Origin of the sequence: Actinomadura livida (assembly GCF_014648675.1) — a bacterium.
GTDB classification, from domain to species: Bacteria; Actinomycetota; Actinomycetes; order Streptosporangiales; family Streptosporangiaceae; genus Spirillospora; species Spirillospora livida.
The window spans coordinates 102686-125317 of the sequence record NZ_BMRO01000012.1 but is presented as its reverse complement, the minus strand read 5'-3'; the positions used below and the strand labels follow the sequence as shown (position 1 = coordinate 125317).

Genomic DNA, 22632 nt, shown 5'->3' with positions numbered 1-22632 from the left:
ACCGGCCGGACAAGCTCAACGCGCTGACGCCGACCACGATGACGGAGCTGCGCGACATCTTCACCCGCGTCGACGACGACGAGGACGTCTGCGTCGTGGTGCTGCGCGGCGCCGGCGAGCGCGCGTTCTGCGCGGGGATGGACCTCGCGTGGTCGGAGAAGCTGACGCCGCGCGAGCGGGTCGAGCAGGGCCGGCTCGGCGAGAAGACGTTCGCGATGATGGAGCGGACGTCGGTCCCGGTGATCGCGGCCGTGCACGGCTACGCCGTCGGCGGCGGCCTGGAGCTGGCGCTCGCCGCCGACTTCATCGTCGCCTCCGACAACGCGAAGATGGGGCTGGTCGAGATCACCCTGTCGGCGCGCCCGCCGTACCGGCCGAAGATGACCGAGGACGGCGACCCCGACCAGCCCGAGTTCGGCGGCTCCGCGCCGGGCTGGGGCGGCGTGAAGCGGCTGCCGGAGCGGATCGGCAAGGCCCGCGCGAAGGAGCTGCTGTTCACCGGCGCGCGCATCGACGCCGACCGGGCGCTGCGGCTCGGCCTGGTCAACGACGTGTACCCGGCGGACGAGTTCGACAAGCGGGTCGGTGAGCTGGCCGAGCGGATCGCGGCGATGAACCGCTACAACCTGCGCCTCGTCAAGGAACTGGTCACCTACGGCTACGACTGGATCGAGCCGCACCCGAGCTAGGAGAACCCGTGCAGATCTACCGCATCGATCATGTCGCCCAGGTGGCGGCCGACCTCGACGCGCAGGTCGGGCTGCTGGAGGGGCTGTTCGGGTTCCGGCGCGTCCGGAGCTGGGACAACCCCGCCGAGGGCGTGCGCGGCGCCCGGCTGGAGATCCCCGGGAGCCGGGGGCAGGCGTGGGAGGTGGTCGCGCCCGTCGGCGAGGGGTCCTCGCTGCAGACCTGGCTGGACGAGCACAACGGCCGTCCCGGGCTGCACCACGTCGGCGCCGAGGTCCCGGACCTGGACGCCGCCCGCGTGGAGCTGGAGGGACGCGGCGTCAAGCCGGCCGACGGGCCGCAGGGCCGGTGGCTGGAGGCGTCGCTGAGCCCGCCCGAGCACGGCCCCGGCATCCTGTTCCGGCTGCGCGGCCCCGGCGGCCTGGACATGTGCGGCGACTCCGGCGACAACGCCGTGGCGCCGTCCGAGCCGGGTGAACCGTCCTCCAGCCCCCACCCACCGCCATCCAACGGACGAGCTGCGCTCGACGGCCCGTCGCTCGGCATCGTGGCGCTCGACCATGTCTGCCAGGCGTTCCACGACCGCGACGAGCTGGCCCGCTGGTACCGCGACCTCGCCGGGTTCGTGCAGGTGTGGCGGACGCCGGACGACGAGCACCCGGACATGGCCGACCTGGTGCTGAACATCCCCGGCTCCTCGATCTGCTGGGAGGTCATCACCGGGCGCGGGGAGGACTCGTTCATCGACCGCTTCCTGGAGCGCAGCGGCCCGGCCGCCCACCACGTCACGTTCGAGGTGGCCGACTGGGACGCGGCGCTCGCGGCGTGCGAGCGGCACGACGTCCCGACCTTCGACGACGAGGAGGGCGTCACCGACGGCGCCGCCTGGAAGCACACGTTCATCCACCCGAAGCACACCGGCGGCGTGCTCGTCCAGCTGTTCTGGGAGGAGCGGCCGGGCGTGTGGGTCCGCTCCGACAAGATCCCGCCGACGTCATGAACCTGAGCCGCACCGAAGACCAGGAGCTCATCGCCGACACCGCGCGCGAGTTGCTGGAGGCGCGGGCGCCGACCGCCGGGGCGCGGGCGATGGACGGCGACCCCGCCGGCCACTCGCCCGCGCTGTGGAAGGAGATGGTCGAGCTCGGCTGGCCGGGCCTGGCGTTCCCCGAGGAGCACGGCGGCGTCGGCGGCGACTTCCTGGACGTGTCGCTGCTGTTCGAGCAGCTCGGCTACGCGCAGGTGCCGAGCCCGCTGCTCGCGTCGGTGGCGTGCTGCGGGATGCCGGTGGCCCGCTTCGGCACGTCCGGGCAGCGGGAGCGGTGGCTGTCCGCGATCTCGGAGGGCCGGATCATGACCGCCGCGCCCCTGCCCTGGGACCGTCCCGGGGACGGGCCGGTGGCCTCCCGCGACGGCGACGGCTACGTGCTGAACGGCACCGCCACGTTCGTGCCGTTCGCCGCTTCGGCCGAGCACATCCTCGTGGCGGCGCGTCTGGACGGCGAGCCCCGCGCGTTCTGGGTGGACGCCTCATCGGTGACGCTCAACCCGCTGGGCACGGTCGGCTGGGACCGGCCCTGCCACGTCGAACTGGCGGACGTGCGCGTCCCGGCCGAGGCCGCGCTGGGTGAGGACGCATCCGGCGCGGACGCCGCCCGCGCCATCTCCCTGTTCGGCGCGGCGGCCACCTGCGCGGAGATGGTGGGCGCGGCACAGCGCGTCCTCGACATGACGGTGGCGTACGCGACGGAACGGGAGCAGTTCGGCAAGCCCATCGGGTCCTTCCAGGCGGTGCAGCACCACTGCGCCGACATGTCCATCGACGTGCTCGGCTCCCGCTTCATCGCCTACGAGGCCATCTGGCTCCTGTCAGCGGACCGGGAGGCCGCGCAGGAGGTGTCGATGGCGAAGGCGTGGGTGAGCGAGGCGTACGAGCGCGTGTGCGCCCTCGGCCACCAGGTGCACGGCGCGATCGGCTTCACCGAGGAGCACGACCTGCACCTGTTCTCCCGCCACGCCATGGCCGCGGCACTCGCCCACGGCGACGGCGACCTCCACTACGACACCCTGGCCACCCGGCTGGACCTGCCCTGACGTCCCTGCGCGCCCGCCCGCTCGTCGCGCCGTCCGCGGGCGCGGCGCGCATGGACGGTCACTCCGCCGCGGCGGGCTCCGTGGAGATCCGCCCGGCCACGATGTGGTCGGCGAGCGGCAGCACGATCGCGGCGATCTCGCCGATGGTCTCCTTGGGGACGCCCGCGTCGATGAGGCTGGCCACCAGGTGGTCGGCGACCCGGTCGAAGTGCTCCTGCTCGATGCCGAGCCCGAGGTGGACGTCCTTCATCGCCCGGCCCTGGTAGGCCATCGGTCCGCCGAGCGCCTGCCCGAAGAACTCGACCTGGCGGCCCTTCACCTTGTTGACGTTCAGCCCGACGAAGTACGTGTTCAGCAGGTCGTCGGCGAGAATCCGCTCGTAGAGGTCGTCCACCACCGCCGTCAGGGCCTCTTCTCCACCGATCGACTCGTAGATGCTCATCCGTCCTCCTCACGCGAAGGCTTATTGGCAGCGCGCCAATAATTGGCGAGCCCAGGGTACGGCGAGCTTCACGAGGACGCCAGGGGCCCCTGTCGGTGAACGGAAACGCCCGGCCGGGGCGGGCCCGGCCGGGCGCTGCGGGTGTTCTCGGCTGGGAGTGTTCGCGTGCGGTCGCTAGGGGCGGACGGCGTACACCATGCGCTTGCCGGGGTGCTCGCCGACGGTCCAGAACTGGCCGAGGCCGGGGTTCGACGCGTCCGTGCCGCTCTGCCAGTGCGCCAGGTCCTCCGGGCCGATGCTGAGCTGCTTCTCACTGGCGACCTGCAGCGTCGTGGTGGACGACGTCGCGGGCGCGGTCGTGTAGAACGTCCCGGCGGTCGCGGGGCCGCGGCTGCGGCTCAGGTACCACCGGCCGTTGAACCGGGTCGCGCCCTGGACGTTGCTGACCGGCAGCTTGTGAGCGGCGTCGGCGTTCCACCGGTAGGACGGGTCGGTGATCAGCTCGCTGTTCGCGGTGAACGCGCCGGCGATGGGCCACGCCGCGACGCGGCCGTTGACGGCCTCCTCCCCGGCGCAGTACTCGCCGGAGACCAGGTGGTCGGTGCCGCTGCGGTCGAGGGACACGTGCGAGAACTGCGGCGACCCGTCCGAGGTGGTGCACTTGGTGCCGGTCGCGGCGGTCCGCGTCCACGAGCCGACCTGCGGCATCACGTAGCGGTACCCGTAGCCGTGGTACGTGCCGCCGTGCAGGCCGACCTTGTCCGCGCCGCCGGTCGTGCCGTTCTCGGACGCGCCCAGGTCGAAGATGCGGCGCATGTCGAACATGCGGAAGCCGCGCGCGGTGTCGGCGACGAACAGGTGGTCGCCGTACCAGAGGATCCCGCCCGCGTGGAGCGAGGTGTTGTAGCTGCCGCTGGACGAGTCCTGCGACACCCGGACGGTGTCGTAGTCGCCGTTGGCCTTCGGGTACACCAGCAGGACGTGCCGGTACGCGCCGGTGGAGGGGTTCATGAAGCTGATGCGGACGCCCTTGACCATGCCGTCGGCGTTGGCGTTGGCGTCGTACCAGCTCACCAGGACGGGCTTGTAGCCGTCGCCCCACTCCTGGTCGGCCTGCATGTCGGCGACCGTGGTGACGCCCTGCGGGTACCACTGGGCGGTGGCGTTGTCGCCGTCGTTGAAGCAGACGCTCCGCGCGAGCGCCACGGAGCTGCCGGACTGGACGGCGTTCGGCTCGCACGCCCCGTTGACGGTGACCGGGGTGTCGTCGTCCTGCCGGTTCAGGTCGTTCATGATGCCGGTGACGGTCCCCTTCACCAGCGGGAGGGCGTCGGCGCGGTCGCGCAGGTCCGTCCCGTAGGAGTTCGGGCGGAGCTGGAAGTTCGACAGGGACAGTTCGTCGGCTGCGGCGGGGGACTGGATCGCGGCGGCGAGCGGAAGGGCGAGGCCCACGGCGGCCAGGACGGCCAGGCATCGACGGCGGCGCATGCACTCTCCTCACGGCCGGGCCCGCCTGGCCGGGGATCACCCGGGGGAGCGGTGGGCGCGGCCAAGATCGTCGTGTCAGTCCGTCCAAAATGACATGATCATGACCTTCCCGCCAAATCGGACATGTACCAGAGGTCCACTTCACTTTTGGCGGGATGATCGGCATAAATTTGCGGAATGAACGTCGTCATCGCCGTTGTCGCGACCTTGCTGGTGACGTGGATTCCGGCGCTCGTGTGGTGGCGGCGCCAGCAGGGGCGGGGCGGCGACCTGGGCGGGCCCGCGCGGCGGGCGACGTTCGAGACGCTGCACACCGCCTCCCGCGCCGCCCCCGCGTTCCGGGCGGGGCTGACCGAGCAGGACGCGCAGAAGGCCGCCCGGCACCTGCGGGTCCTGCTGGACTGCCCCGCGCTGGCGATCACCGACCGGGAGCGGCTGCTGGCCTGGGACGGGGAGCACGAGCACCACGCGGAGGAGGTCCTCGGGCACGCCGGGGTGACGCTGGAGAACGGCCGGACCCAGGTGCACGACGTCGCCTGCGACCTGCTCGACTGCCCGATCCGGCGGGTCGTGGTGGTGCCGCTCGCCACCGACGACCGCGTGGTCGGGTCGCTCGCCGCCTACGGGGAGGACACCCCGGCCGGGCTGATCCGCGCCGCCGAGGAGGTCGCCCAGTGGGTGGACGCGCAGCTGGAGCTGGCCGAGCTCGACCACTCGCGGACGCTGCTGATGGAGGCGGAGATGCGGGCGCTGCGGGCGCAGATCTCCCCGCACTTCATCTACAACTCGCTGACCACCATCGCCTCGTTCGTCCGGTCCGACCCCGAGCGGGCGCGGGAGCTGCTGCTGGAGTTCGCCGGGTTCACCCGCTACTCGTTCCGGCGGCACGGCGACTTCACGACGCTCGCCGAGGAGCTGCGGTCCATCGACCGGTACCTGCTGCTCCAGCGGGCGCGGTTCGGCGAGCAGCTGCGGGTGACGCTGCGGATCGCGCCCGAGGTGCTGCCGGTCGCCGTGCCGTTCCTGTGCCTGCAGCCGCTGGTGGAGAACGCCGTCCGGCACGGGCTGCAGGACAGGTCGGAGCCGGGGCTCATCACGATCGTCGCCGAGGACGCCGGATCGGACTGCCTGATCAGCGTGGAGGACGACGGGATCGGCATGGACCCCGAGGACGTCCGGCGGCTGCTCTCGGGCGACGTGCGCCCGCTGACCGACGACGGCGACGCGGCCGGGATCGGGCTCGCCAACGTCGACGACCGGCTGCGGCAGGTGTACGGGCCGGAGTACGGTCTCGCCGTGGAGACCGGTCCGGGCGCGGGCACGAAGGTGATCGTGCGGGTGCCCAAGTACCGGCCGGGGGTGACCGCGTCCTGAAACCTTGACTGACAGGCGTCCTTTGACTGGAATGTCCGTGCGACGTGGGAAAGGACGATGTGGTGGGCCTACGTGTCCTCGCGGTGGACGACGAGCCGCCCGCGCTGGACGACCTCGTCCACCTGCTGCGCGCCCACCCGCGGATCGGCGAGATCCACACGGCGCGGGACGGCGCCGCCGCGCTGCGCAAGCTCGACCGGGCCCTCGCCGAGGGGCGGCCCATCGCCGCGGTCTTCCTCGACATCCGGATGCCCGGCCTGGACGGCACCGTCCTCGGCCGCGTGCTCGCGCAGTTCGCCCGCGCGCCGCAGATCGTCTTCGTCACCGCCTACGAGGACCACGCCGTCGACGCGTTCGAGATCAAGGCGACGGACTACATCCTCAAGCCGGTGCGGCCCGAGCGGCTCAACGAGGCGATCAGGCGCGTCATCGAGGCCACCGACGAGCCCGAGGACGACGAGGCCGACCCGGCCGAACCGGAGCCGCTGCCCGTCGAGCTGGGCGGGGTGACCCGGTTCGTCACCCCCGCCGAGGTCCTGTACGTCGAGGCGCAGGGCGACTACGCGCGGCTGCACACCTCGTCCGGCAGCCACCTGGTCCGCATCCCGCTGGCCGCGCTGAGCGAGCGCTGGACCGGCGCCGGGTTCGTCCGGGTGCACCGCAGCCACCTGGTCGCGCTGTCGGCGATCCGGGAGCTGCGGCTGGACTCGGGCCGCTGCACCGTGCTGGTCGGCGACGCGGAGCTGCCGGTGAGCCGCAGGCACGTGCGCGAGCTGCGCGACGTGCTCGTGCGGAGGGCGAGGCGGTCCCCCTGAGCTCCCGCCCCCCGAGCCCCGGCGACCCCGGCGCCGGCTCCCCGAGCCCCGGCCCGCCGAGCGCCGGTGAACGGCCGCACGGCATCGCGCCGGGCCGGGTGCTGGTGACCGGGCCGCGGACCCGGGCCGTCCGCCGGCCCAGCTACCCCGTCACCCGGGAGATCGACGAGCAGACCCGGCTCGGCGAGGCCTACATGCGCTCGCTGCTGCGCGCCCAGCTCCGGCTCGCGGTGGGGCTGTGCCTCGTGCTGGCCGCGGTGGTCGTCGGGCTGCCGCTGCTGTTCGCGGTGTTCCCGGAGTTCAGCGAGAAGACCGTGCTGGGCATCCCGCTGCCGTGGGTGGTGCTCGGCGGGCTGATCTACCCGTGGTTCGTCGTGTGCGGCTGGTGGTACGTCCGGCAGGCCGAGCGCAACGAGGACGACTTCGCCGAACTCGTCGACAGGCCCCCGTCCCCCGACGACGCGCCATGAACGACGAAGCGCCGATGAACGACAGCGCGCCATGAACACCGCGTACGGGCTCGCCGGCGTGCTGCTGGTCGTCGTCGCCACCGTGCTCATCGGCGTGATCGGGCGCATCTCCCGCACCACGTCCGACTTCTACGTCGCGTCCCGCACGGTCACGCCGCTGCGCAACGCGTCGGCGATCGGCGGCGAGTACCTGTCGGCCGCGTCCTTCCTCGGCATCGCGGGGCTGATCCTCGCCTACGGCGCCGACATGCTGTGGCTCCCCGTCGGCTGGACGGGCGGCTACCTGATCCTGCTCGTGCTCGTGTCGGCGCCGCTGCGCCGCTCCGGCGCGTACACGCTGCCCGACTTCGCCGAGGCGCGGCTGGAGTCGATGGCGGTGCGCCGCGTCGCCAGCATCCTCGTCGTGCTGATCAGCTGGCTGTACCTGCTGCCGCAGTTCCAGTCCGCCGGGCTGGTGCTGCGGACGGTGACGGGCGCGCCGGTGTGGACGGGCGGCGTCCTCGTCGCCGTCGTCGTCGCGGTGAACGTCCTCGTCGGCGGCATGCGCAGCGTCACGCTCGTCCAGGCGTTCCAGTACTGGATGAAGCTCACCGCGCTCGCCGTCCCGCTGGTTTTCCTGCTGCTGGCGTGGCGGTACGACGGCGCGCCCGGCCTGGCGGCGGACACGCCGCCGCAGTTCGCGGAGCGGACCACCGTCTCCGTCGGCCTCGCCGTCACGGTCGACGTCGTCGACCCCGTCCAGGTCGTCGTGGACGGGCGGGTGGACGGGCAGCCCTACGAGAACGGCCCGCTGACCCTGGGGCCCGGACGGCACCACATCGCGCAGAACACGTCCGTCACGTTCCCGGCCGGCGCCGAGGTGCCGCACGTCAGCGACCGGCCGGCCACCACCGACCGCCAGTGGGCGATGCCGCTGGACGGCCACCCCCACTCCCTCTACGCCACGTACTCGCTGATCCTGGCCACGTTCCTCGGAACGATGGGGCTCCCGCACGTCCTCGTCCGCTTCTACACCAACCCCGACGGGCGGGCCGCGCGCCGCACCACCGTGATGGTGCTGTCGCTGCTCGGCGCCTTCTACCTGCTCCCGGCCGTCTACGGGGCGCTCGGCCGCCTCTACACGCCCGAGCTGCTGATGACCGGGCGGGCGGACGCCGTCGTCCTCACGCTGCCCGGCCGCCTCATCGGCGGAGTCGGCGGCGACCTGCTCGGCGCGCTGGTGACCGGCGGCGCGGTCGCGGCGTTCCTGTCCACCTCGTCCGGGATCACCGTGTCCGTCGCCGGGGTGATCGCGCAGGACATACTGCGCGGCGGGGTTCGCTCGTTCCGCGCCGGGACGCTGCTCGCCCTCGTCGTCCCGCTGGCGCTGGCCATCGCGGCGCGCGCGCTGCCCGTCGCGGACGTCGTGGGGCTGGCGTTCGCCGTCGCGGCGTCCACGTTCTGCCCGCTGCTCGTCCTCGGCGTCTGGTGGCGGCGGCTGACCGTCCCCGGCGCGCTCGCCGGCCTCATCGCCGGCGGCGTCCTGGCGGGCACCGCGGTGATCGTGACGATCGCCGCCGGGCCGCCGGAGGGGCTGCTGGGGGCGCTGCTCGCCGAACCCGCCGCGTGGAGCGTCCCGACCGCGTTCGCCACCATGATCGTCGTGTCGCTGTGCACGCCCGGCCGGGTGCCGCGCGGCGTCGCGCGGATGATGGTGCGCCTGCACACTCCGGAGTCGCTCGCCGTCGACCGCGGCACCTGGCGGCCGAAGCGGGTGTGACCGTTCGTCGCGCCAGATGAACCGCTCACCGACGATGCCCGCAGACCGCCGACGATGAACGGCGACTGACCGCAGCCCCGCGCCTGTCCCCTCGCTCGGCCCCCGGGACGTCCATACGGTGGCGCGTGACCGGCGTCACAACAGAGGAGGGGCGGTCGTGTCCATCGATAAGAACGCCTCCGGCACCGTCTACCAACGGTTCCAGGGCACCGCGGAGTTCCAGGAACTCCGCACCAGATTCCGCAGATTCGCATTTCCGATGACCGTCGCGTTCCTCACCTGGTACCTGCTCTACGTCGTGCTCTCGGGCTGGGCGCGCGGCTTCATGGGCACGGAGCTGTTCGGCGCGATCAACGTCGCGCTCGTCTTCGGGTTGCTGCAGTTCGTCACCACGTTCGGCATCGCCTACTACTACTCGCGGCACGCCGGGCGACGCCTCGACCCGCTCGCCGACAAGATCCGCGGCGACATCGAGGCGGAGGAGGCGCAGGGCGCCGGAACCGCGGAGGACGCCCGATGAGCAACGAGACACTGTCGATCCTGCTGTTCCTCGTCTTCGTCGCGGCCACCCTGGCGATCACCGTGTGGGCGAGCCGCAACACCAAGAACGCCACGGACTTCTACGCCGGCGGCCGCTCCTTCTCCGGGCCGCAGAACGGCCTGGCGATCGGCGGCGACTACATGTCCGCCGCGTCCTTCCTCGGCATCGCCGGGCTGATCGCCCTGTACGGCTACGACGGCTTCCTGTACTCCATCGGGTTCCTGGTCGCCTGGCTCGTCGCGCTGCTGCTGGTCGCCGAGCTGCTGCGGAACTCGGGCCGGTTCACGATGGCCGACGTGCTGGCGTTCCGGATGAGCCCGCGCCCGGTCCGCACCGCCGCCGGCGTCTCCACCATCACCGTGTCGATCTTCTACCTGCTGGCGCAGATGGTCGGCGCCGGCGCCCTGGTCGCCCTGCTGTTCGGGTTCACCAGCGAGTTCGCCAAGGGCGCCACGATCGCGCTGGTCGGCGTCCTGATGATCGTGTACGTGGTGTTCGGCGGGATGAAGGGCACCACCTGGGTGCAGATCGTCAAGGCCGTGCTGCTGATGACCGGCGCGGCGCTGGTCACGCTGCTGGTGCTGACCGAGTTCGGCTTCAACCTGTCCAGCCTGCTGAACGACGCCGCCGAGCAGAGCGGCAAGGGCGAGGCGTTCCTGGAGCCCGGCCTGCGCTACGGCACCGAGGAGCAGGGCCTCACCGGCAAGCTGGACCTGATCAGCCTCGGCCTCGCGCTCGTCCTCGGCACCGCGGGACTGCCGCACATCCTGATCCGCTTCTACACCGTCCCGACGGCGCGCGACGCCCGCAAGTCCGTGATGTGGGGCATCGGCCTCATCGGCACCTTCTACCTGTTCACCCTCGTCCTCGGCTTCGGCGCCGCGGCGCTGGTCGGCAGCGAGGAGATCTCCAGGGTCAACGAGGCGGGCAACACCGCCGCGCCGCAGCTCGCCGAGAAGATCGGAGAGATCATGTTCGGCGACGCGGGCGGCACGATCCTGCTGGCGGTGATCGCCGCGGTCGCGTTCGCCACCATCCTGGCGGTCGTGGCGGGCCTCACCCTGGCCTCCTCGTCGTCGTTCGCCCACGACCTGTACGCCCACGTGTTCCGCAAGGGCAAGGCCACCGAGCGGGACGAGGTCCGCGTCGCCCGCATCTCCGCCCTGGTCATCGGCGCCGTGTCGATCGTCCTCGGCATCTACGCCCAGCGGCTCAACGTGGCGTTCCTCGTCGCGCTGGCGTTCGCGGTCGCGGCGTCCGGCAACCTGCCCGCGATCCTCTACAGCCTGTTCTGGAAGAGGTTCAACACCGCGGGCGCGGTCTCCGCGATCTACGGCGGCCTCGGCGCGGCGCTGTTCCTGGTCATCTTCTCCCCGGTCGTCTCCGGCTCCGAGAAGGCCCTGTTCACCGACTCCGACTGGAGCTGGTTCCCGCTGCAGAACCCGGGACTCATCTCCATCCCGGTCGGCTTCCTGTGCGGCTTCGTCGGCACCGTGCTCAGCAAGGAGTACAACGCGGAGAAGTACGCCGAGATCGAGGTCCGCTCCCTCACCGGGGCGGGCGCGGAGAAGGCGGTGAAGCACTGACCCCGCCCGTTCCCGGCGGATCACAGGGCCGCCGGGGACGGGCCGTCCACCCGGACCCGCCGCGCGGGTGACCGTCGCCCGGTCCCGCGCGGCCCGCGGCCCCGCCCCCCCGCCCCGGGGCGGGGCCGCCCCTTTTCCGGCGGTGGGATCGTTCGTGGCCGTCGCCCGTACCGAAATGCCGCCGGTGCGCGCATGATGGTTGTATGAGCGAAGATCGGCTGGTGCGGGAGAGCGGCGGCGACCGGTGGCGGGCCCTGCCCCCGCGCATCGCCCTGGAGGACGTGGTCGCCGGGCAGGAGGTCCCGCCGAAACCGCAGGTGATCGCGGATCCCGGGAGCACGGAGGTCGACGAGGCCACGCGTTACCCCATCTGAGCGTCCGGGACCGCGCGGTGCCCCCGCCCTCCCATGGCGGTGCGGCGGGGTGCCGCATGTGCCGGGCTTATCTCCCTTTAGCGGCGGCCGCCGCCGGAGGCAAGATCTTTTTGTGACCGGCCGGCGTCGGTAACGTGGACGCAGTACGGACGGCGGAGGCCGACGGGGGAGGCACGGATGAGGCGCAGCTACGGCAGGCACGCCACACGCGGGGCGCTGGCCGTCCTCGGCGGCTGCGTGCTGCTCACGGGGGTCGCGCTGCTGGTCCTGCCGGGTCCGGGGATGCTGCTCGTCCTGGCGGGCCTGCTGATCCTCGCCCGCGCGCTTCCGTCGGTGGAGCGGTTCGTCGAGCCGGTGCGGGTCCGGGCGATCCAGGCGGCCGAGGAGAGCGTTACCTCGTGGTGGCGCCTCACCGGCTCGGTGCTCACCGGCCTGGTGCTGCTCGGCGCGGGCGTCCTCTGGATCGTCGAGGAGCGGCTGCCGCTCAGCGGGTGGAGCACCGGCCTGGGCCTGATCCTGTCGGGCATCATCCTGTTCGCCCTCCTGGTCTGGAGCCATCGCCGGGTCAGGGCCCGGCGCGCCGGTTGACCGGATCCGGAGAAATTTTTCCGCGCTTTGATCCGTGGGCGGGGTATGGCCGTGCCATGGGTATGGGCATTGTTCTTCGACTACTCGTCGCCGCGGGACTCGCGGCGGACGCCGTCATCCACTGGCGTTTCGCGCCTGACATGGCGCCGGGACCCAACACCCCGAGCGGCACCATCGCCGGGGACGACCTCTTCTACGCGCAGGCGATCGCGGCGGCGGTGGCGGCCGTTCTCGTGCTGGTGTGGGCGCGGAGATGGACGTACGCGCTGGCGTTCCTGGTCGCCGCGAGCGCGGCCGGCGCCGTGCTGCTCTACTACTTCGTCGACTTCGGGCAGCTCGGGCCGATCCCGCGCATGTACGACCCGTCGTGGTACGCGGACAAGACGATCAGCCTGGCCGGCGAGCTCGTCGCCGCGATCGCCGCGCTGATCGGCTTCTTCACCGTGCGGCGATCTAGGGAGAGCGAGCACGAGGCCGACAACGTCTACTCCTAGTGGCGCTCGCTTTGACGGATTCCGGCAATTGACGGCGCCCGCATTTGGCAGCGGCTGCATTCGACGCGGCGTCCGCCCCGGGGGTGGCGGGCGCTCCCGTGGGCGGTCCCGGCTCAGGTCAAGGGAGCCGGGACCACCCGTTTCCACCGAATGCGCGGCCGGAATGGGCCGTTTCGGTATTGTGGTGGAGCGGTGTTCCGGCTGGGGATACTGTGGCGTTCTCCTTCCGGGATCACGGAGACTTCGTGCAACTGAATTTGGAACCCGGCGTCCCCAACATCGCGCGGATCTATGACGCCATGCTCGGCGGCAAGGACAATTTCGCCGCCGACAGGGAGGCCGTCGCGCGGCTGACCGAGGTCGAGCCGCTGTCGCCGCTGTACGCGCGCAACCACCGCGAGTACATCGGGCGGGCCGTGCAGCTGGTGGCCGGCTACGGGGTCCGCCAGTTCCTCGACGTCGGCACCGGTCTCCCCACCATGGACAACGTCCACCAGATCGCGTACCGGCACGCGCCGGGCTCGCGGGTCGTGTACGTCGACAACGACCCGACGGTCTGCGCCCACGCCCGCGCATTGCTCACCGGCGATCCCGGCGCGGTCGCGGTCGTCGCGGAGGACCTGCGGCGGCCGGAGCGCATCCTGGAGCACCCCGAGACCCGCCGCCTGATCGACTTCGACGAGCCGCTGTGCGTGCTCGTCACGGGCGTCCTGCATTTCATTCCTGACGAGGACGATCCGCACGCGGCCGTGCGGGTGCTCACCGACGCCATGGGCCCGGGCAGTCATCTGGTCATCTCGCACATAACCGACGAAGAGGTGCGCCGGACGCGGCCCGACGACAACCGCTCGGGAATGGACGTGTTCGCGAAAAGCAACGCCCCCATGCACCCCAGGGCCCGTCGCGATATCGAACGGTTCTTCGACGGCCTGGTCCCGGTCGATCCGGGTCTGGCGTGCATTTCGGAATGGCACGCGCCGGACCCCTCGGACATCCGCGAGGACCTGCGCAACGTCTGGCTCGGCGCGGTGGCCCGCAAACCCTGACCGGCGGCCCGCGACCCCCGGTCCGCTAGCCGGTCAGCGGGTCGTCACCGTCATGGGCAGGGACGCGAACCCCCTGATGTAGATGGACTGGCGGCGCGACCCGGCCGCCGGGTCCAGGTCGTAGCCGGCCACCCGCTCCACCAGCTCCGACAGCACGGCCCGCGCCTCCATGCGGGCCAGTGCGGCGCCGAGGCAGAAGTGCGGGCCGCTGCCGAAGCTCACCAGCTCGCTCGTGTCCCGGTCCAGGTCGTACTCCTCCGCCCGGTCGAAGACCCGCGGGTCCCGGTTGGCCGCGCCGGGCAGCAGCATGACCCGGGCGCCGGCCGGCATCCGGGTCCCGTGCAGCTCGACGTCCTCGGTGAGGGTGCGCAGCTGGGTCGGCGCGGCGGTGTCGTAGCGCTGCGTCTCCTCCACCCACGCGGCGATCCGGCCCCCGAACGCCCTGGCGCGCTGCTCCGGGTGCCGCCAGGCCCAGTAGGCGGCGTTGCCGATGAGGTTCGTGGTCGTCTCGTTCCCCGCCCCGACCAGCAGATGCAGGAACGCGATGATCTCCTCGTCGGTCAGCGGGTCCTCGTCCGCGGCGGCGTCGAGCAGCGCGGACGTGAGGTCGTCGCGCCGCTCCCGGCGCCGGTCGGCCACCAGCGCCGCGAAGTGCCCGACGAGTTCCAGCAGGGCGGCGGCGCCCTCCCGGCTGATCTCCTGCGTGCCCGGCTCCCGGTGCAGCGCGGCGTCGCCGAGCCGGCGCAGCTCGGCGCGGTCGGCCTCGGGGACGCCCGCCAGTTCGGAGATGACGTCGGTGGGCACCGGCGCGGCGATGTCGCGGATCAGGTCGAACCCGCCGCGCTCCAGCGCCGCCGCGACGTGCCGCCGGGCGATCTCGCGGATCCGGCCCTCCAGCTCCGCGATCCGCCGGGGCGTGAACGCGCGGGACACCAGCCGGCGCATCCGGGTGTGCTCGGGCGGGTCCATCGCGATGAACGACATCGCCTTGCGCGCCTGCGGCCCCCAGGCGCGCCGCTCCAGCAGCGGCCCGTTGGCGGAGGAGAACCGGGCCGCGTCGCGGAACGCGGCGACGACGTCGGCGTGGCGGGACAGCGCCCAGAAGTCCAGCTCCTCGTTGCGGTAGACCGGCGCCTCCTCGCGCAGCCGCGCGTACACCGGATACGGGTCCGCGTCGACCTCGTGAAAGTCGTAGGGGTTGAACGTCACGCCCATCTCCGGCCTCCCTGCCGCCTGGGATGCCCAGGTTTTCCCAATTCGTCCCCGCGTTGCCCGCTCATGATCGTCCGCGGCCGATAGCGGTCACCGGCGCCCGGCTCGCGGGGCACGGGCAACGTCGCCCGCGGCATGGGCACCCGGGGGACGGGTACGCCCGCGGCATGGACATCGCCGAGGTCACCATCGATCTTGCGGACGCGTCGCTGCCCGGCGACCTGGCGCTGCCGGACGAGCCGGCCGGCGTGGTGCTGTTCGCGCACGGCAGCGGAAGCTCCCGGCACAGCCCGCGGAACCGGGCCGTCGCCGCCGGCCTCAACGACGCGGGCATCGGGACGCTGCTGATCGACCTGCTCACCGCCCGGGAGGGCGAGCTCGACGCCGGCACCGGCGAGCTGCGCTTCGACATCGGGCTGCTGACCGGGCGGCTGGCGGGGGCGATCGACTGGCTCGCCGCCGCGCCCCCGACGGCGGGCCGCCCGGTCGGGCTGTTCGGCGCGAGCACCGGCGCGGCGGCGGCGCTGGCCGCGGCGGCGGAACGCCCCGGACGCGTCGCGGCCGTCGTGTCCCGCGGCGGCCGCCCGGACCTCGCCGGGGACGCGCTGGAACGGGTCACCGCACCGGTGCTGCTGATCGTCGGCGCCCGGGACCCTCAGGTGCTGCGGCTCAACGACGACGCGGCGGGCCGGATGCGCGCCGCCGAGCACCGGCTGGAGGTCGTCCCGCACGCCTCGCACCTGTTCGAGGAGCCCGGCACGCTGGAGCAGGTGACGGCCATGGCCGCCCGGTGGTTCGACCGGTACCTGCACCAGGGTGCCGCGGTGTCATGACGGCTGGTTCCGGGCCTGGGCGAGCGGGCCGCCGGCGTCGTCCGGCACGGTGAACGTCAGCCCGAGTGCGCGTTTGAGGATCTTGCCGGTGGGGCTGGTCGGCATCTCGTCCACGAACCGGACCCGCCGCGGGTACTTGTACGCGGCGACCCGCTCCTTCACCCACAGGCGCAGGTCCTCCGCGCTAGCCGGGGCGCGCAGCACCACCACCGCGCCGATCTCCTCGCCGACCTCCGGGTGCCGGAACCCGACGACGGCGGCCTGGCGGACCGCGGGATGCTCGTACAGGACCTCCTCGACCTCCCGCGGGTACACCGTGTAGCCCGCCCGGATGATCACGTCGCGGCGGCGGTCGACGAGGAAGAAGAACCCGTCGTCGTCCTCGCGGCCAAGGTCGCCGGTGTGGAACCAGCCGTCGCGGACCGCCTCCGCGGTCGCCGCCGGGTCGTTCCAGTACCCCTTCATCACGTTGGGCCCGCGCACGACGATCTCCCCGATCTCGCCGTGCGGCAGCTCGCGGCCGTCGTCGCCGACCACCCGCATCTCCACCTCGCGGACCGGCCGGCCGATCGACCCCACCCGCCGGCCGGCGCCGCCGCGGTTGGACGCCGACAGCGGGGAGGTCTCCGACAGCCCGTAGCCCTCGATGATCGGGCAGCCGTACCGGGTCTCGTACGCGCGCAGCACGTCCAGCGGCAGCGCCGCGCCGCCGGACGCGCAGACCCGCAGCAGCGACAGGTCGGACACGCCCGGCTGGTCGAGCAGCGCGATGTACATCGCCGGGACGCCGTGGAACACCGTCACGCCGTCCCGCCGGATGACCTCCAGCGCCCGGCCCGCCTCGAACCGGGGGAGCAGGGTGAGCCTGCCGCCCGCCCAGATCGTGGCGTTGAGCGCGCAGGTCTGGCCGAACGCGTGGTACAGCGGCAGCGCCCCGAGCACGACGTCGTCCACCCCGAGCGCGAGCATCCGCGCCGCCGTATCCGCGTTGCTGCCGAGGTTGGCGTGGGTTAACTCGATGCCCTTGGCCCGGCCCGTCGTCCCGGCGCTGTAGAGGATCACCGCGGTGTCGTCCGCGGCCCGGACGGCGGCGTCGTGGTCGGGCGGCATCGTGCGCAGCAGCCTGCGGAACTCGCCGGGCACCACGAACATGTAGTCGGCGCGCGTCCCGGCCGTCCCCGCCTCGACGGTCTCGGCGTACGCGTGCCAGGCGATCACGAGCCGGGCCGCGCTGTCGTCGAGGTAGGCGGCGATCTCCCGCCGCTTCAGCAGCGGATCGAGCGGGACGACCACCGCCCCCATCCGCAGGGCCCCGTAGTACACGACGGCGAACTCGGGCACGTTCGGGAGCATCACCGCGACCCGGTCGCCGGGCCGGATCCCGCGCCGCCGCAGCAGCACACCCATCCGCGCGCTCATCACCTCCAGCGCCCGGTAGCTGAGCTCCTCCCGGTCAAGCGTGAGAACCGTGCGCCCGCCGAGCCGTTCGGCGGCGGCGCGGAGCCGCTCAGCGAGGTTCATGGGCCGACGGTACGTCGGCGGTCCCGTCCGTCTCATTGGTCGCGGAGACCAGTCTTTTTCGCCCGGGATTGTTGGCCGGTGGCAACACGTCCTGGAGGGCGATGGCGACCAGCAGATCCACGAGATCGGTGAAGTGCCGGAGGTTGCGCCCGGTCCGCTCTTGGATGCGGCGGAGCCGGTACTGGGCGGTGTTGTGGTGGATCTGCAGCCGCTCGGCGGCGGCGCGCAGGTTCAGGTCCGCGGCGGCGAACGCGCGGATCGTCGCGGTCAGCACGCCCCCGCGCATCCGGTCCTCCGCGAGCAGGTCGCTGACCCGCGGGTCGACCAGGTGCCGGGCGGTGTCGTCGGCGCGCAGCGCCATGTACTCGAACGGGGAGATCCGCGGCAGTGCCGCCACGCCGCCGTCCTCGGGCAGGTACTCCAGCACGCCCCGGGCCTCCTCGTAGGCGCGGGGGAGCTGCGCCATGGCCTCGACCACGGTGCTGATGCCCATCGCCAGCACGATGCCCTCGGCGAGGAGGTTCTCCTGGACGGACTGGAGCCGGTCGCACAGCCGCTCCGGGTCGCCGCCGGGGCCGAGCGCCGGCACGGCCACGATCTCCGACTGCCGGACGACCGCGAGCGTGCGGTGCTTGCTGATCCCGGACCGGGCGATCGCCGCGCACGCGGCGTGCCGGGCGTCCGCCTTGACGTCCGGCCCGACCAGCACGGCCGCCACCACGACCAGCGGGGAGCGCGAGTCGGGGTTCAGGCCGTGCGCGAGCGCGGTCGCGAGCTGCGGCCCGCGGGTGGGGGCCTCACCGCAGAGCAGCAGCTCCACCAGGTCGCGGCTCTCCCGGACGCTCTCCGCGGCGGCGTACTGCTGGAACTCCGCGTACGCGTTGGCGGCGTGGGTGCTGGCGAAGTCGCAGTACCGCATCAGCGGCGACGCCATCGTCAGCGCCGCCTCGTGCCCGGCGTACGACCGGCCGGCGTGCTCGACCACCGCCTCCCAGAAGACCTGCTGCCCGACCCGGAAGGCGTTGATGTAGTCGGCCAGGTCGAACCCGGACTGGGCGCGGCGCATCGACGCGCGGCGCGTGAAGGCGATGTCCTCGAAGGTGACCGTGCGCTCCTCCATGAGCACGGCGAGCTTGGTGCGGTAGTGCCGGCCCACCTGCTCCCGCACGTCGGCGCGGAACTCCGAGCCCCTCGCCTCGTAGGCGGGGATCTCCCTCCGCATGGTCTCGACGGCCCTGTCCGCCAGTTCGTCGACTGCGTCGAGCAGCTCGGCGAGTATTCGTGCGCGTTCGGTACGGAGGTTCTCCGTATCGCTGAGCGTTCCCGTGCTGAATGCAGCGGACATGTCCGGATGATTGCTGGCTATCCTCCCAGCGTCAACGGTCCGTAACACGTCCGAGACGGACGCTGTGCGGTGCGGACAATACCCAGGTCACATCTTGGGTTCCCGTGCCCAATGTGCGCGCTGAGCGGCGGATTTTACGGTGAGGGCCCCTGCTCCAGAACACCGTTCTGTGGTGACCGCCCGCGGCGCCACCGACGCACCCCGCGCTCAGGAGGCCGGATGCTGGAGGTTCACGATCTTACCGTCCGCTTCGGCGGCATCACCGCACTGGGGGGTGTCGGCTTCGAGGTGCGCGGCGGCGAGATGGTCGGGCTGATCGGACCGAACGGCGCCGGCAAGACCACCCTGTTCAACTGCCTGACCCGCCGCTACGAGGCGGACGCGGGCAGCGTGGCCTACGAGGGCCGGGACCTGCTCGCCGTGCCCCCGCACGCGATCGCGGCGCTCGGCATCGCCCGCACCTTCCAGAACCTCGGGCTCTTCCCGCGGATGTCCGTGCGGGACAACGTCATGGTCGGCGCGCACCACCACGGCCGGGCCGGGTTCGTCAGCGCGAGCCTGCGGCTGCCGTCCGTCCGGAGCGAGGAGCGCAGGCTGCGCGACGAGGCCGACGAGCTGCTCAAGCGGCTGGAGCTCTCGGACGTCGCCGCCCACCCGGCCGCCGGGCTCCCGTTCGGCACCCTCAAGCGGGTCGAGCTGGCCCGCGCGCTGGCCGCCCGGCCGCGGCTGCTCCTCCTGGACGAACCCGTCAACGGCCTCAGCCACGGCGAGATCGACGAGTTCGCCGGCTGGCTCCAGTCGATCCGCACCGACTTCGACGTCACCGTGATCGTCGTCGAGCACCACATGGGGTTCGTGATGGGGACCTGCGACCGGGTCATCTGCCTGGACTTCGGCAAGAAGATCGCCGAGGGCTCGCCCGAGGACGTCCAGCGCGACCCCGCCGTCATCGAGGCCTACCTGGGGACCGCCGCATGAGCGAGCCGGAGGGGCGCGGCGTCGCCTGGACTGAGGAGCGCAGGGAGCGAGGGACGAGCGACCGGAGCGACGAGGGAAGGCGGCGCCGAGAGGCGCCCCGGAGGCTCGCGGGAGGCACGGCATGAGCGAGCCGGAGGGGCGCGGCGTCGCCTGGACTGAGGAGCGCAGGGAGCGGGGGACGAGCGACCGGAGCGACGAGGGAAGGCGGCGCCGGGAGGCGCCCCGGAGGCTCGCGGGAGGCACGGCATGAGCGAGCCGGAGAACGGCCCGAAGGCCGAGGAGGAGCAGGGCGCGGTCAGCGCGGCGGGAGGCGACCGGGACTTTCTGGTGGTGGACGACCTGCACGCCGGCTACGGCGCCGTGCGGGTGCTGCACGGGGTGAGCCTGCGGGTCGGCGAGGGTGAGATCTGCGCGATCCTCGGCCCGAACGGGGCGGGCAAGACGACGCTGCTGCGGGCGCTGTGCGGGATGGTCCGCGGGCGCGGCTCCGTCCGGCTCGACGGGACGACGCTGTCGGGGCGCTCCCCGGACACCGTCGCGCGGCGCGGGGTGGCGCACGTCCCCGAGGGCCGCGGCACGTTCATGCCGCTGACGGTCGAGGAGAACCTGCGGCTCGGCGCGTACGCGCGGCGGAACCGGGCCGAGGTCCAGGCCGACCTGGAACGGGTGTACGGCCACTTCCCGGTGCTGAAGGAGCGGGTCAAGCAGGCGGCGGGCAGCCTCAGCGGCGGCGAGCAGCAGATGCTCGCGATCGGGCGGGCGCTGATGTCGCGGCCCCGGGTCCTGCTGCTGGACGAGCCGTCCCTCGGCCTGGCCCCCATGGTGACCAGGGAGCTGTTCGGCATCGTCCGATCGATCAACCAGGAGGAGCGGACCACCGTGGTCGTCGTGGAACAGAACGCCCATCTCGCCCTGGACATCGCCGGGCAGGCGCACGTCCTGGAGAGCGGCCGGATCGTGCTGTCGGGGTCGGCGGGCGAGATCAAGGCCGACGAGCAGGTCGCCCAGTCCTACCTCGGATACCGGATCTAGCCATGGCCGACTTCGTGCAGCAGTTCGTCGGGGGCCTGGGCGCCGGCGCGATCTACGCGAGCCTGGCGCTCGCGCTCGTGCTGATCTACCAGTTCACCGGCATCGTCAACTTCGCGCAGGGCGAGCTGGCCATGTTCGCGACCTATATCGCGTGGACGTTCATCGACGCGGGCCTGCCGTTCTGGCTCGCGCTGGTGCTGACGCTGGCGATCTCGTTCGTCGGCGGCATGCTGATCGAACGGGTGATCATCCGGCCGGTCGAGGGGGCGCCCGAGCTGACCCTGGTGATCGTGACCGTGGGCCTGTTCATCTTCGTCAACGCCGCGGCCGGCTGGATCTGGTCGTTCCTGATCAAGGACTTTCCGAATCCGTTCCCGGGCGGCGCGCTCCAGGCCGGCGGCGTCAGCCTCGCCTACTCCACGCTCGGCGTCCTCGCCGTGGTGGGCGGCGTGATGGGCCTGCTGTACCTGATGTTCCGCTACACCAAGATCGGCCTCGGGATGCGGGCGGTCGCCACGAACCCCGAGTCGGCCCGGCTGGTCGGCATCCGCGTCGGCTGGACGCTGGCGTTCGGCTGGGGCCTCGCCGCCCTGGTCGGCGCCGTCTCGGGGGTCCTCGTCGCGCCGCTGCTGTTCCTGGAGCCCAACATGATGGGCGGCGTCCTGATCTACGCGTTCGCCGCGGCCACCCTCGGCGGGTTCGACAGCCCGCTGGGCGCGGTGGTCGGCGGCCTGATCGTCGGCGTGGCCGAGACCCTGGCCGGTTCCTACGTGGACTTCATCGGCTCCGATCTGAAGATCGGCGTCCCGCTGGCCATCATCCTCGGCGTCCTTCTGCTGCGCCCCCAAGGCCTGTTCGGACGAGCGGTGGTGGAGCGAGCATGAGTGAGTCCACGGACACTACGGAGACCACGGAAGCCGCGGGGGCCGCAGAGGCCGTCAAGGGGGGCTCCGGTACGCCGCCGGGAGTGGCGGGGTACGCCGTGCGGAACTGGCGGATGCTCGCGCTCGGGGCGCTGCTGCTGCTGGCCGTGGCGGCGCCGTTCCAGCTGGTGCCGTTCCGGGTCTTCCAGCTCACGATGGTGATGGTCTACGCGGTCGCGCTGGTCGGGCTGAACCTGCTGGTCGGCCATGCCGGGCAGATCTCCCTGGGGCACGGGGCGTTCTTCGCGGTCGGCGCGTACTCGACGGCCGTCATGATGTACCACTGGGACCTGCCCTACCCGGTGACGTTCCCGCTCGCGGCCGCGGTGGCGTTCGTGCTCGGGTACGCCTTCGGGGTGCCCGCGACCCGGCTGCGCGGGCTCTACCTGGCGCTGGTGACGCTGGCGATAGCGATCTTCCTCGTCCCGCTGCTCAAGCGGTTCGAGTCGGTGACCGGCGGCTCGATGGGGCTGACCCTGGAGAAGCCGGAGCCCCCGGCGTGGACGGGCCTCGCCCAGGACCAGTGGCTGTACTTCCTGGCGCTGGCCGGGACGGTCCTGGCGTTCCTGGTGGTGCACTACCTGCTGCGCTCCCGGGTCGGCCGGGCGATGCACTCCGTCCGCGACAACGAGACGGCGGCGGAGGTCATGGGCGTGCGGCCGGCCTCCTACAAGCGGCGCGCGTTCGCGTGGAGCTCGATGATCGCGGGCGCGGCCGGCTGCCTCTACACGTGGACGATCGGGTTCGTGTCCCCCGACTCGTTCACCGTCAACCTCTCGATCACGCTGCTTGCCGGGATCGTGGTCGGCGGGCTGGGGTCGACGTGGGGACCGCTGCTCGGCGGGCTGTTCGTGATGTTCGTGCCGAGCTGGTCCCAGGACATCAACAAGGCGGCGCCGGGGGTCATCTTCGGGCTGCTGATCATCGCGGTGATGTACGTCGCCCCGACCGGGCTCGCCGGGCTGGCGGGGCGTGCCGCGCACTGGTTCAACAAGACCCGCTCTAACAGGATCCTCCGGAAGGGGTAAGG

General features: G+C 72.4%; 24 protein-coding genes. 19 read left to right on the top strand and 5 right to left on the bottom strand.

All coding sequences use genetic code 11. From position 1 onward, the window contains the following. From IEZ03_RS26970 to IEZ03_RS26960, 3 genes are all read left to right on the top strand, one after another. Positions 1 to 689: enoyl-CoA hydratase/isomerase family protein (locus IEZ03_RS26970; protein ID WP_189241241.1), on the top strand; the 689-nt coding region annotated here is incomplete at its 5' end. 8 nt (positions 690 to 697) lie between these two features. Further along, the gene (locus tag IEZ03_RS26965) at positions 698 to 1687 is read left to right on the top strand and encodes a VOC family protein (RefSeq protein WP_184879914.1); all 990 of its coding nucleotides are present in this window, start codon (positions 698 to 700) and stop codon (positions 1685 to 1687) included. Next, positions 1651 to 2781, top strand: coding sequence for an acyl-CoA dehydrogenase family protein (locus IEZ03_RS26960; RefSeq protein WP_221480543.1), 1131 nt, complete (start codon positions 1651 to 1653; stop codon positions 2779 to 2781). The genes IEZ03_RS26965 and IEZ03_RS26960 overlap by 37 nt, the downstream gene beginning before the upstream one ends. Before the next feature lie 58 nt (positions 2782 to 2839). Here IEZ03_RS26960 and IEZ03_RS26955 read toward each other — a convergent pair whose 3' ends face one another. Next, positions 2840 to 3223 (bottom strand): group I truncated hemoglobin, encoded by a 384-nt coding sequence (locus IEZ03_RS26955; RefSeq protein WP_184879916.1) that lies wholly within the window; start codon positions 3221 to 3223, stop codon positions 2840 to 2842. Positions 3224 to 3397: 174 nt separating this feature from the next. Next, positions 3398 to 4711: a hypothetical protein gene (locus IEZ03_RS26950; RefSeq protein WP_184879918.1), complete on the bottom strand. Its 1314-nt coding sequence runs from the start codon at positions 4709 to 4711 to the stop codon at positions 3398 to 3400. Positions 4712 to 4888: 177 nt separating this feature from the next. Between IEZ03_RS26950 and IEZ03_RS26945 the strand changes: the two genes are divergently transcribed. The 10 genes from IEZ03_RS26945 (at position 4889) to IEZ03_RS26900 (ending at position 13758) form a co-directional block, all read left to right on the top strand. After that, positions 4889 to 6085 carry a sensor histidine kinase gene (locus tag IEZ03_RS26945; RefSeq protein ID WP_184879920.1) on the top strand — a complete coding sequence of 399 codons (1197 nt, stop codon included), beginning with the start codon at positions 4889 to 4891 and terminating at the stop codon, positions 6083 to 6085. Between the two features lie 59 nt (positions 6086 to 6144). Continuing rightward, positions 6145 to 6900, top strand: coding sequence for a LytR/AlgR family response regulator transcription factor (locus IEZ03_RS26940; protein ID WP_184890313.1), 756 nt, complete (start codon positions 6145 to 6147; stop codon positions 6898 to 6900). A gap of 104 nt (positions 6901 to 7004) precedes the next feature. Next, on the top strand, positions 7005 to 7370 hold the full coding sequence (locus tag IEZ03_RS26935) for a DUF485 domain-containing protein (RefSeq protein ID WP_229808603.1): 366 nt from the start codon (positions 7005 to 7007) through the stop codon (positions 7368 to 7370). A 31-nt stretch (positions 7371 to 7401) separates the two neighbouring features. Then, positions 7402 to 9129, top strand: coding sequence for a sodium/solute symporter (locus IEZ03_RS26930; protein ID WP_184879922.1), 1728 nt, complete (start codon positions 7402 to 7404; stop codon positions 9127 to 9129). Between the two features lie 157 nt (positions 9130 to 9286). Next, entirely contained in the window at positions 9287 to 9649 is a 363-nt protein-coding gene (locus tag IEZ03_RS26925; RefSeq protein WP_184879924.1) for a DUF485 domain-containing protein, read from the top strand. Beyond that, a complete protein-coding gene (locus IEZ03_RS26920) occupies positions 9646 to 11256 on the top strand; it encodes a monocarboxylic acid transporter (RefSeq protein ID WP_184879926.1) in 1611 nt (536 codons plus the stop codon). Before IEZ03_RS26925 ends, IEZ03_RS26920 begins: the two co-directional genes overlap by 4 nt. 203 nt (positions 11257 to 11459) lie before the next feature. Then, positions 11460 to 11630: a hypothetical protein gene (locus IEZ03_RS26915; RefSeq protein ID WP_184879928.1), complete on the top strand. Its 171-nt coding sequence runs from the start codon at positions 11460 to 11462 to the stop codon at positions 11628 to 11630. A 177-nt stretch (positions 11631 to 11807) separates the two neighbouring features. Next, positions 11808 to 12218, top strand: a complete 411-nt coding sequence (locus IEZ03_RS26910) for a PGPGW domain-containing protein (protein ID WP_184879930.1) — start codon at positions 11808 to 11810, stop codon at positions 12216 to 12218. 56 nt (positions 12219 to 12274) lie between these two features. After that, entirely contained in the window at positions 12275 to 12712 is a 438-nt protein-coding gene (locus IEZ03_RS26905; protein WP_184879932.1) for a hypothetical protein, read from the top strand. Between the two features lie 245 nt (positions 12713 to 12957). After that, positions 12958 to 13758 (top strand): SAM-dependent methyltransferase, encoded by an 801-nt coding sequence (locus IEZ03_RS26900; RefSeq protein WP_184879934.1) that lies wholly within the window; start codon positions 12958 to 12960, stop codon positions 13756 to 13758. 33 nt (positions 13759 to 13791) lie between these two features. On the opposite strand, the gene IEZ03_RS26895 is transcribed toward IEZ03_RS26900, so the two are convergent. Further along, positions 13792 to 14973 carry a cytochrome P450 gene (locus IEZ03_RS26895; RefSeq protein ID WP_184879936.1) on the bottom strand — a complete coding sequence of 394 codons (1182 nt, stop codon included), beginning with the start codon at positions 14971 to 14973 and terminating at the stop codon, positions 13792 to 13794. Between the two features lie 164 nt (positions 14974 to 15137). Between IEZ03_RS26895 and IEZ03_RS26890 the strand changes: the two genes are divergently transcribed. After that, entirely contained in the window at positions 15138 to 15803 is a 666-nt protein-coding gene (locus tag IEZ03_RS26890) for a dienelactone hydrolase family protein (protein WP_184879938.1), read from the top strand. Here IEZ03_RS26890 and IEZ03_RS26885 read toward each other — a convergent pair. Together IEZ03_RS26885 and IEZ03_RS26880 are read right to left on the bottom strand one after the other, a co-directional pair. After that, the gene (locus IEZ03_RS26885) at positions 15798 to 17324 is read right to left on the bottom strand and encodes a long-chain-fatty-acid--CoA ligase (protein WP_184879940.1); all 1527 of its coding nucleotides are present in this window, start codon (positions 17322 to 17324) and stop codon (positions 15798 to 15800) included. The genes IEZ03_RS26890 and IEZ03_RS26885 overlap by 6 nt on opposite strands. Beyond that, on the bottom strand, positions 17311 to 18669 hold the full coding sequence (locus tag IEZ03_RS26880) for a PucR family transcriptional regulator (RefSeq protein WP_184879942.1): 1359 nt from the start codon (positions 18667 to 18669) through the stop codon (positions 17311 to 17313). Before IEZ03_RS26880 ends, IEZ03_RS26885 begins: the two co-directional genes overlap by 14 nt. A gap of 219 nt (positions 18670 to 18888) precedes the next feature. Here IEZ03_RS26880 and IEZ03_RS26875 point away from each other — a divergent pair, with 219 nt between their 5' ends. The 5 genes from IEZ03_RS26875 to IEZ03_RS26860 all read left to right on the top strand — a co-directional run bounded on the left by IEZ03_RS26875 (position 18889) and on the right by IEZ03_RS26860 (position 22630). Beyond that, positions 18889 to 19647, top strand: coding sequence for an ABC transporter ATP-binding protein (locus IEZ03_RS26875; protein WP_184879944.1), 759 nt, complete (start codon positions 18889 to 18891; stop codon positions 19645 to 19647). Positions 19648 to 19768: 121 nt separating this feature from the next. Continuing rightward, a complete protein-coding gene (locus IEZ03_RS38640) occupies positions 19769 to 19897 on the top strand; it encodes a hypothetical protein (RefSeq protein ID WP_268248562.1) in 129 nt (42 codons plus the stop codon). Beyond that, positions 19894 to 20679: an ABC transporter ATP-binding protein gene (locus IEZ03_RS26870; RefSeq protein ID WP_184879946.1), complete on the top strand. Its 786-nt coding sequence runs from the start codon at positions 19894 to 19896 to the stop codon at positions 20677 to 20679. The genes IEZ03_RS38640 and IEZ03_RS26870 overlap by 4 nt, the downstream gene beginning before the upstream one ends. A 2-nt stretch (positions 20680 to 20681) precedes the next feature. Next, positions 20682 to 21563 (top strand): branched-chain amino acid ABC transporter permease, encoded by an 882-nt coding sequence (locus IEZ03_RS26865; RefSeq protein ID WP_184879948.1) that lies wholly within the window; start codon positions 20682 to 20684, stop codon positions 21561 to 21563. Continuing rightward, positions 21560 to 22630: a branched-chain amino acid ABC transporter permease gene (locus IEZ03_RS26860; RefSeq protein WP_229808602.1), complete on the top strand. Its 1071-nt coding sequence runs from the start codon at positions 21560 to 21562 to the stop codon at positions 22628 to 22630. Before IEZ03_RS26865 ends, IEZ03_RS26860 begins: the two co-directional genes overlap by 4 nt. The last annotated feature ends 2 nt before the right edge of the window (positions 22631 to 22632 follow it).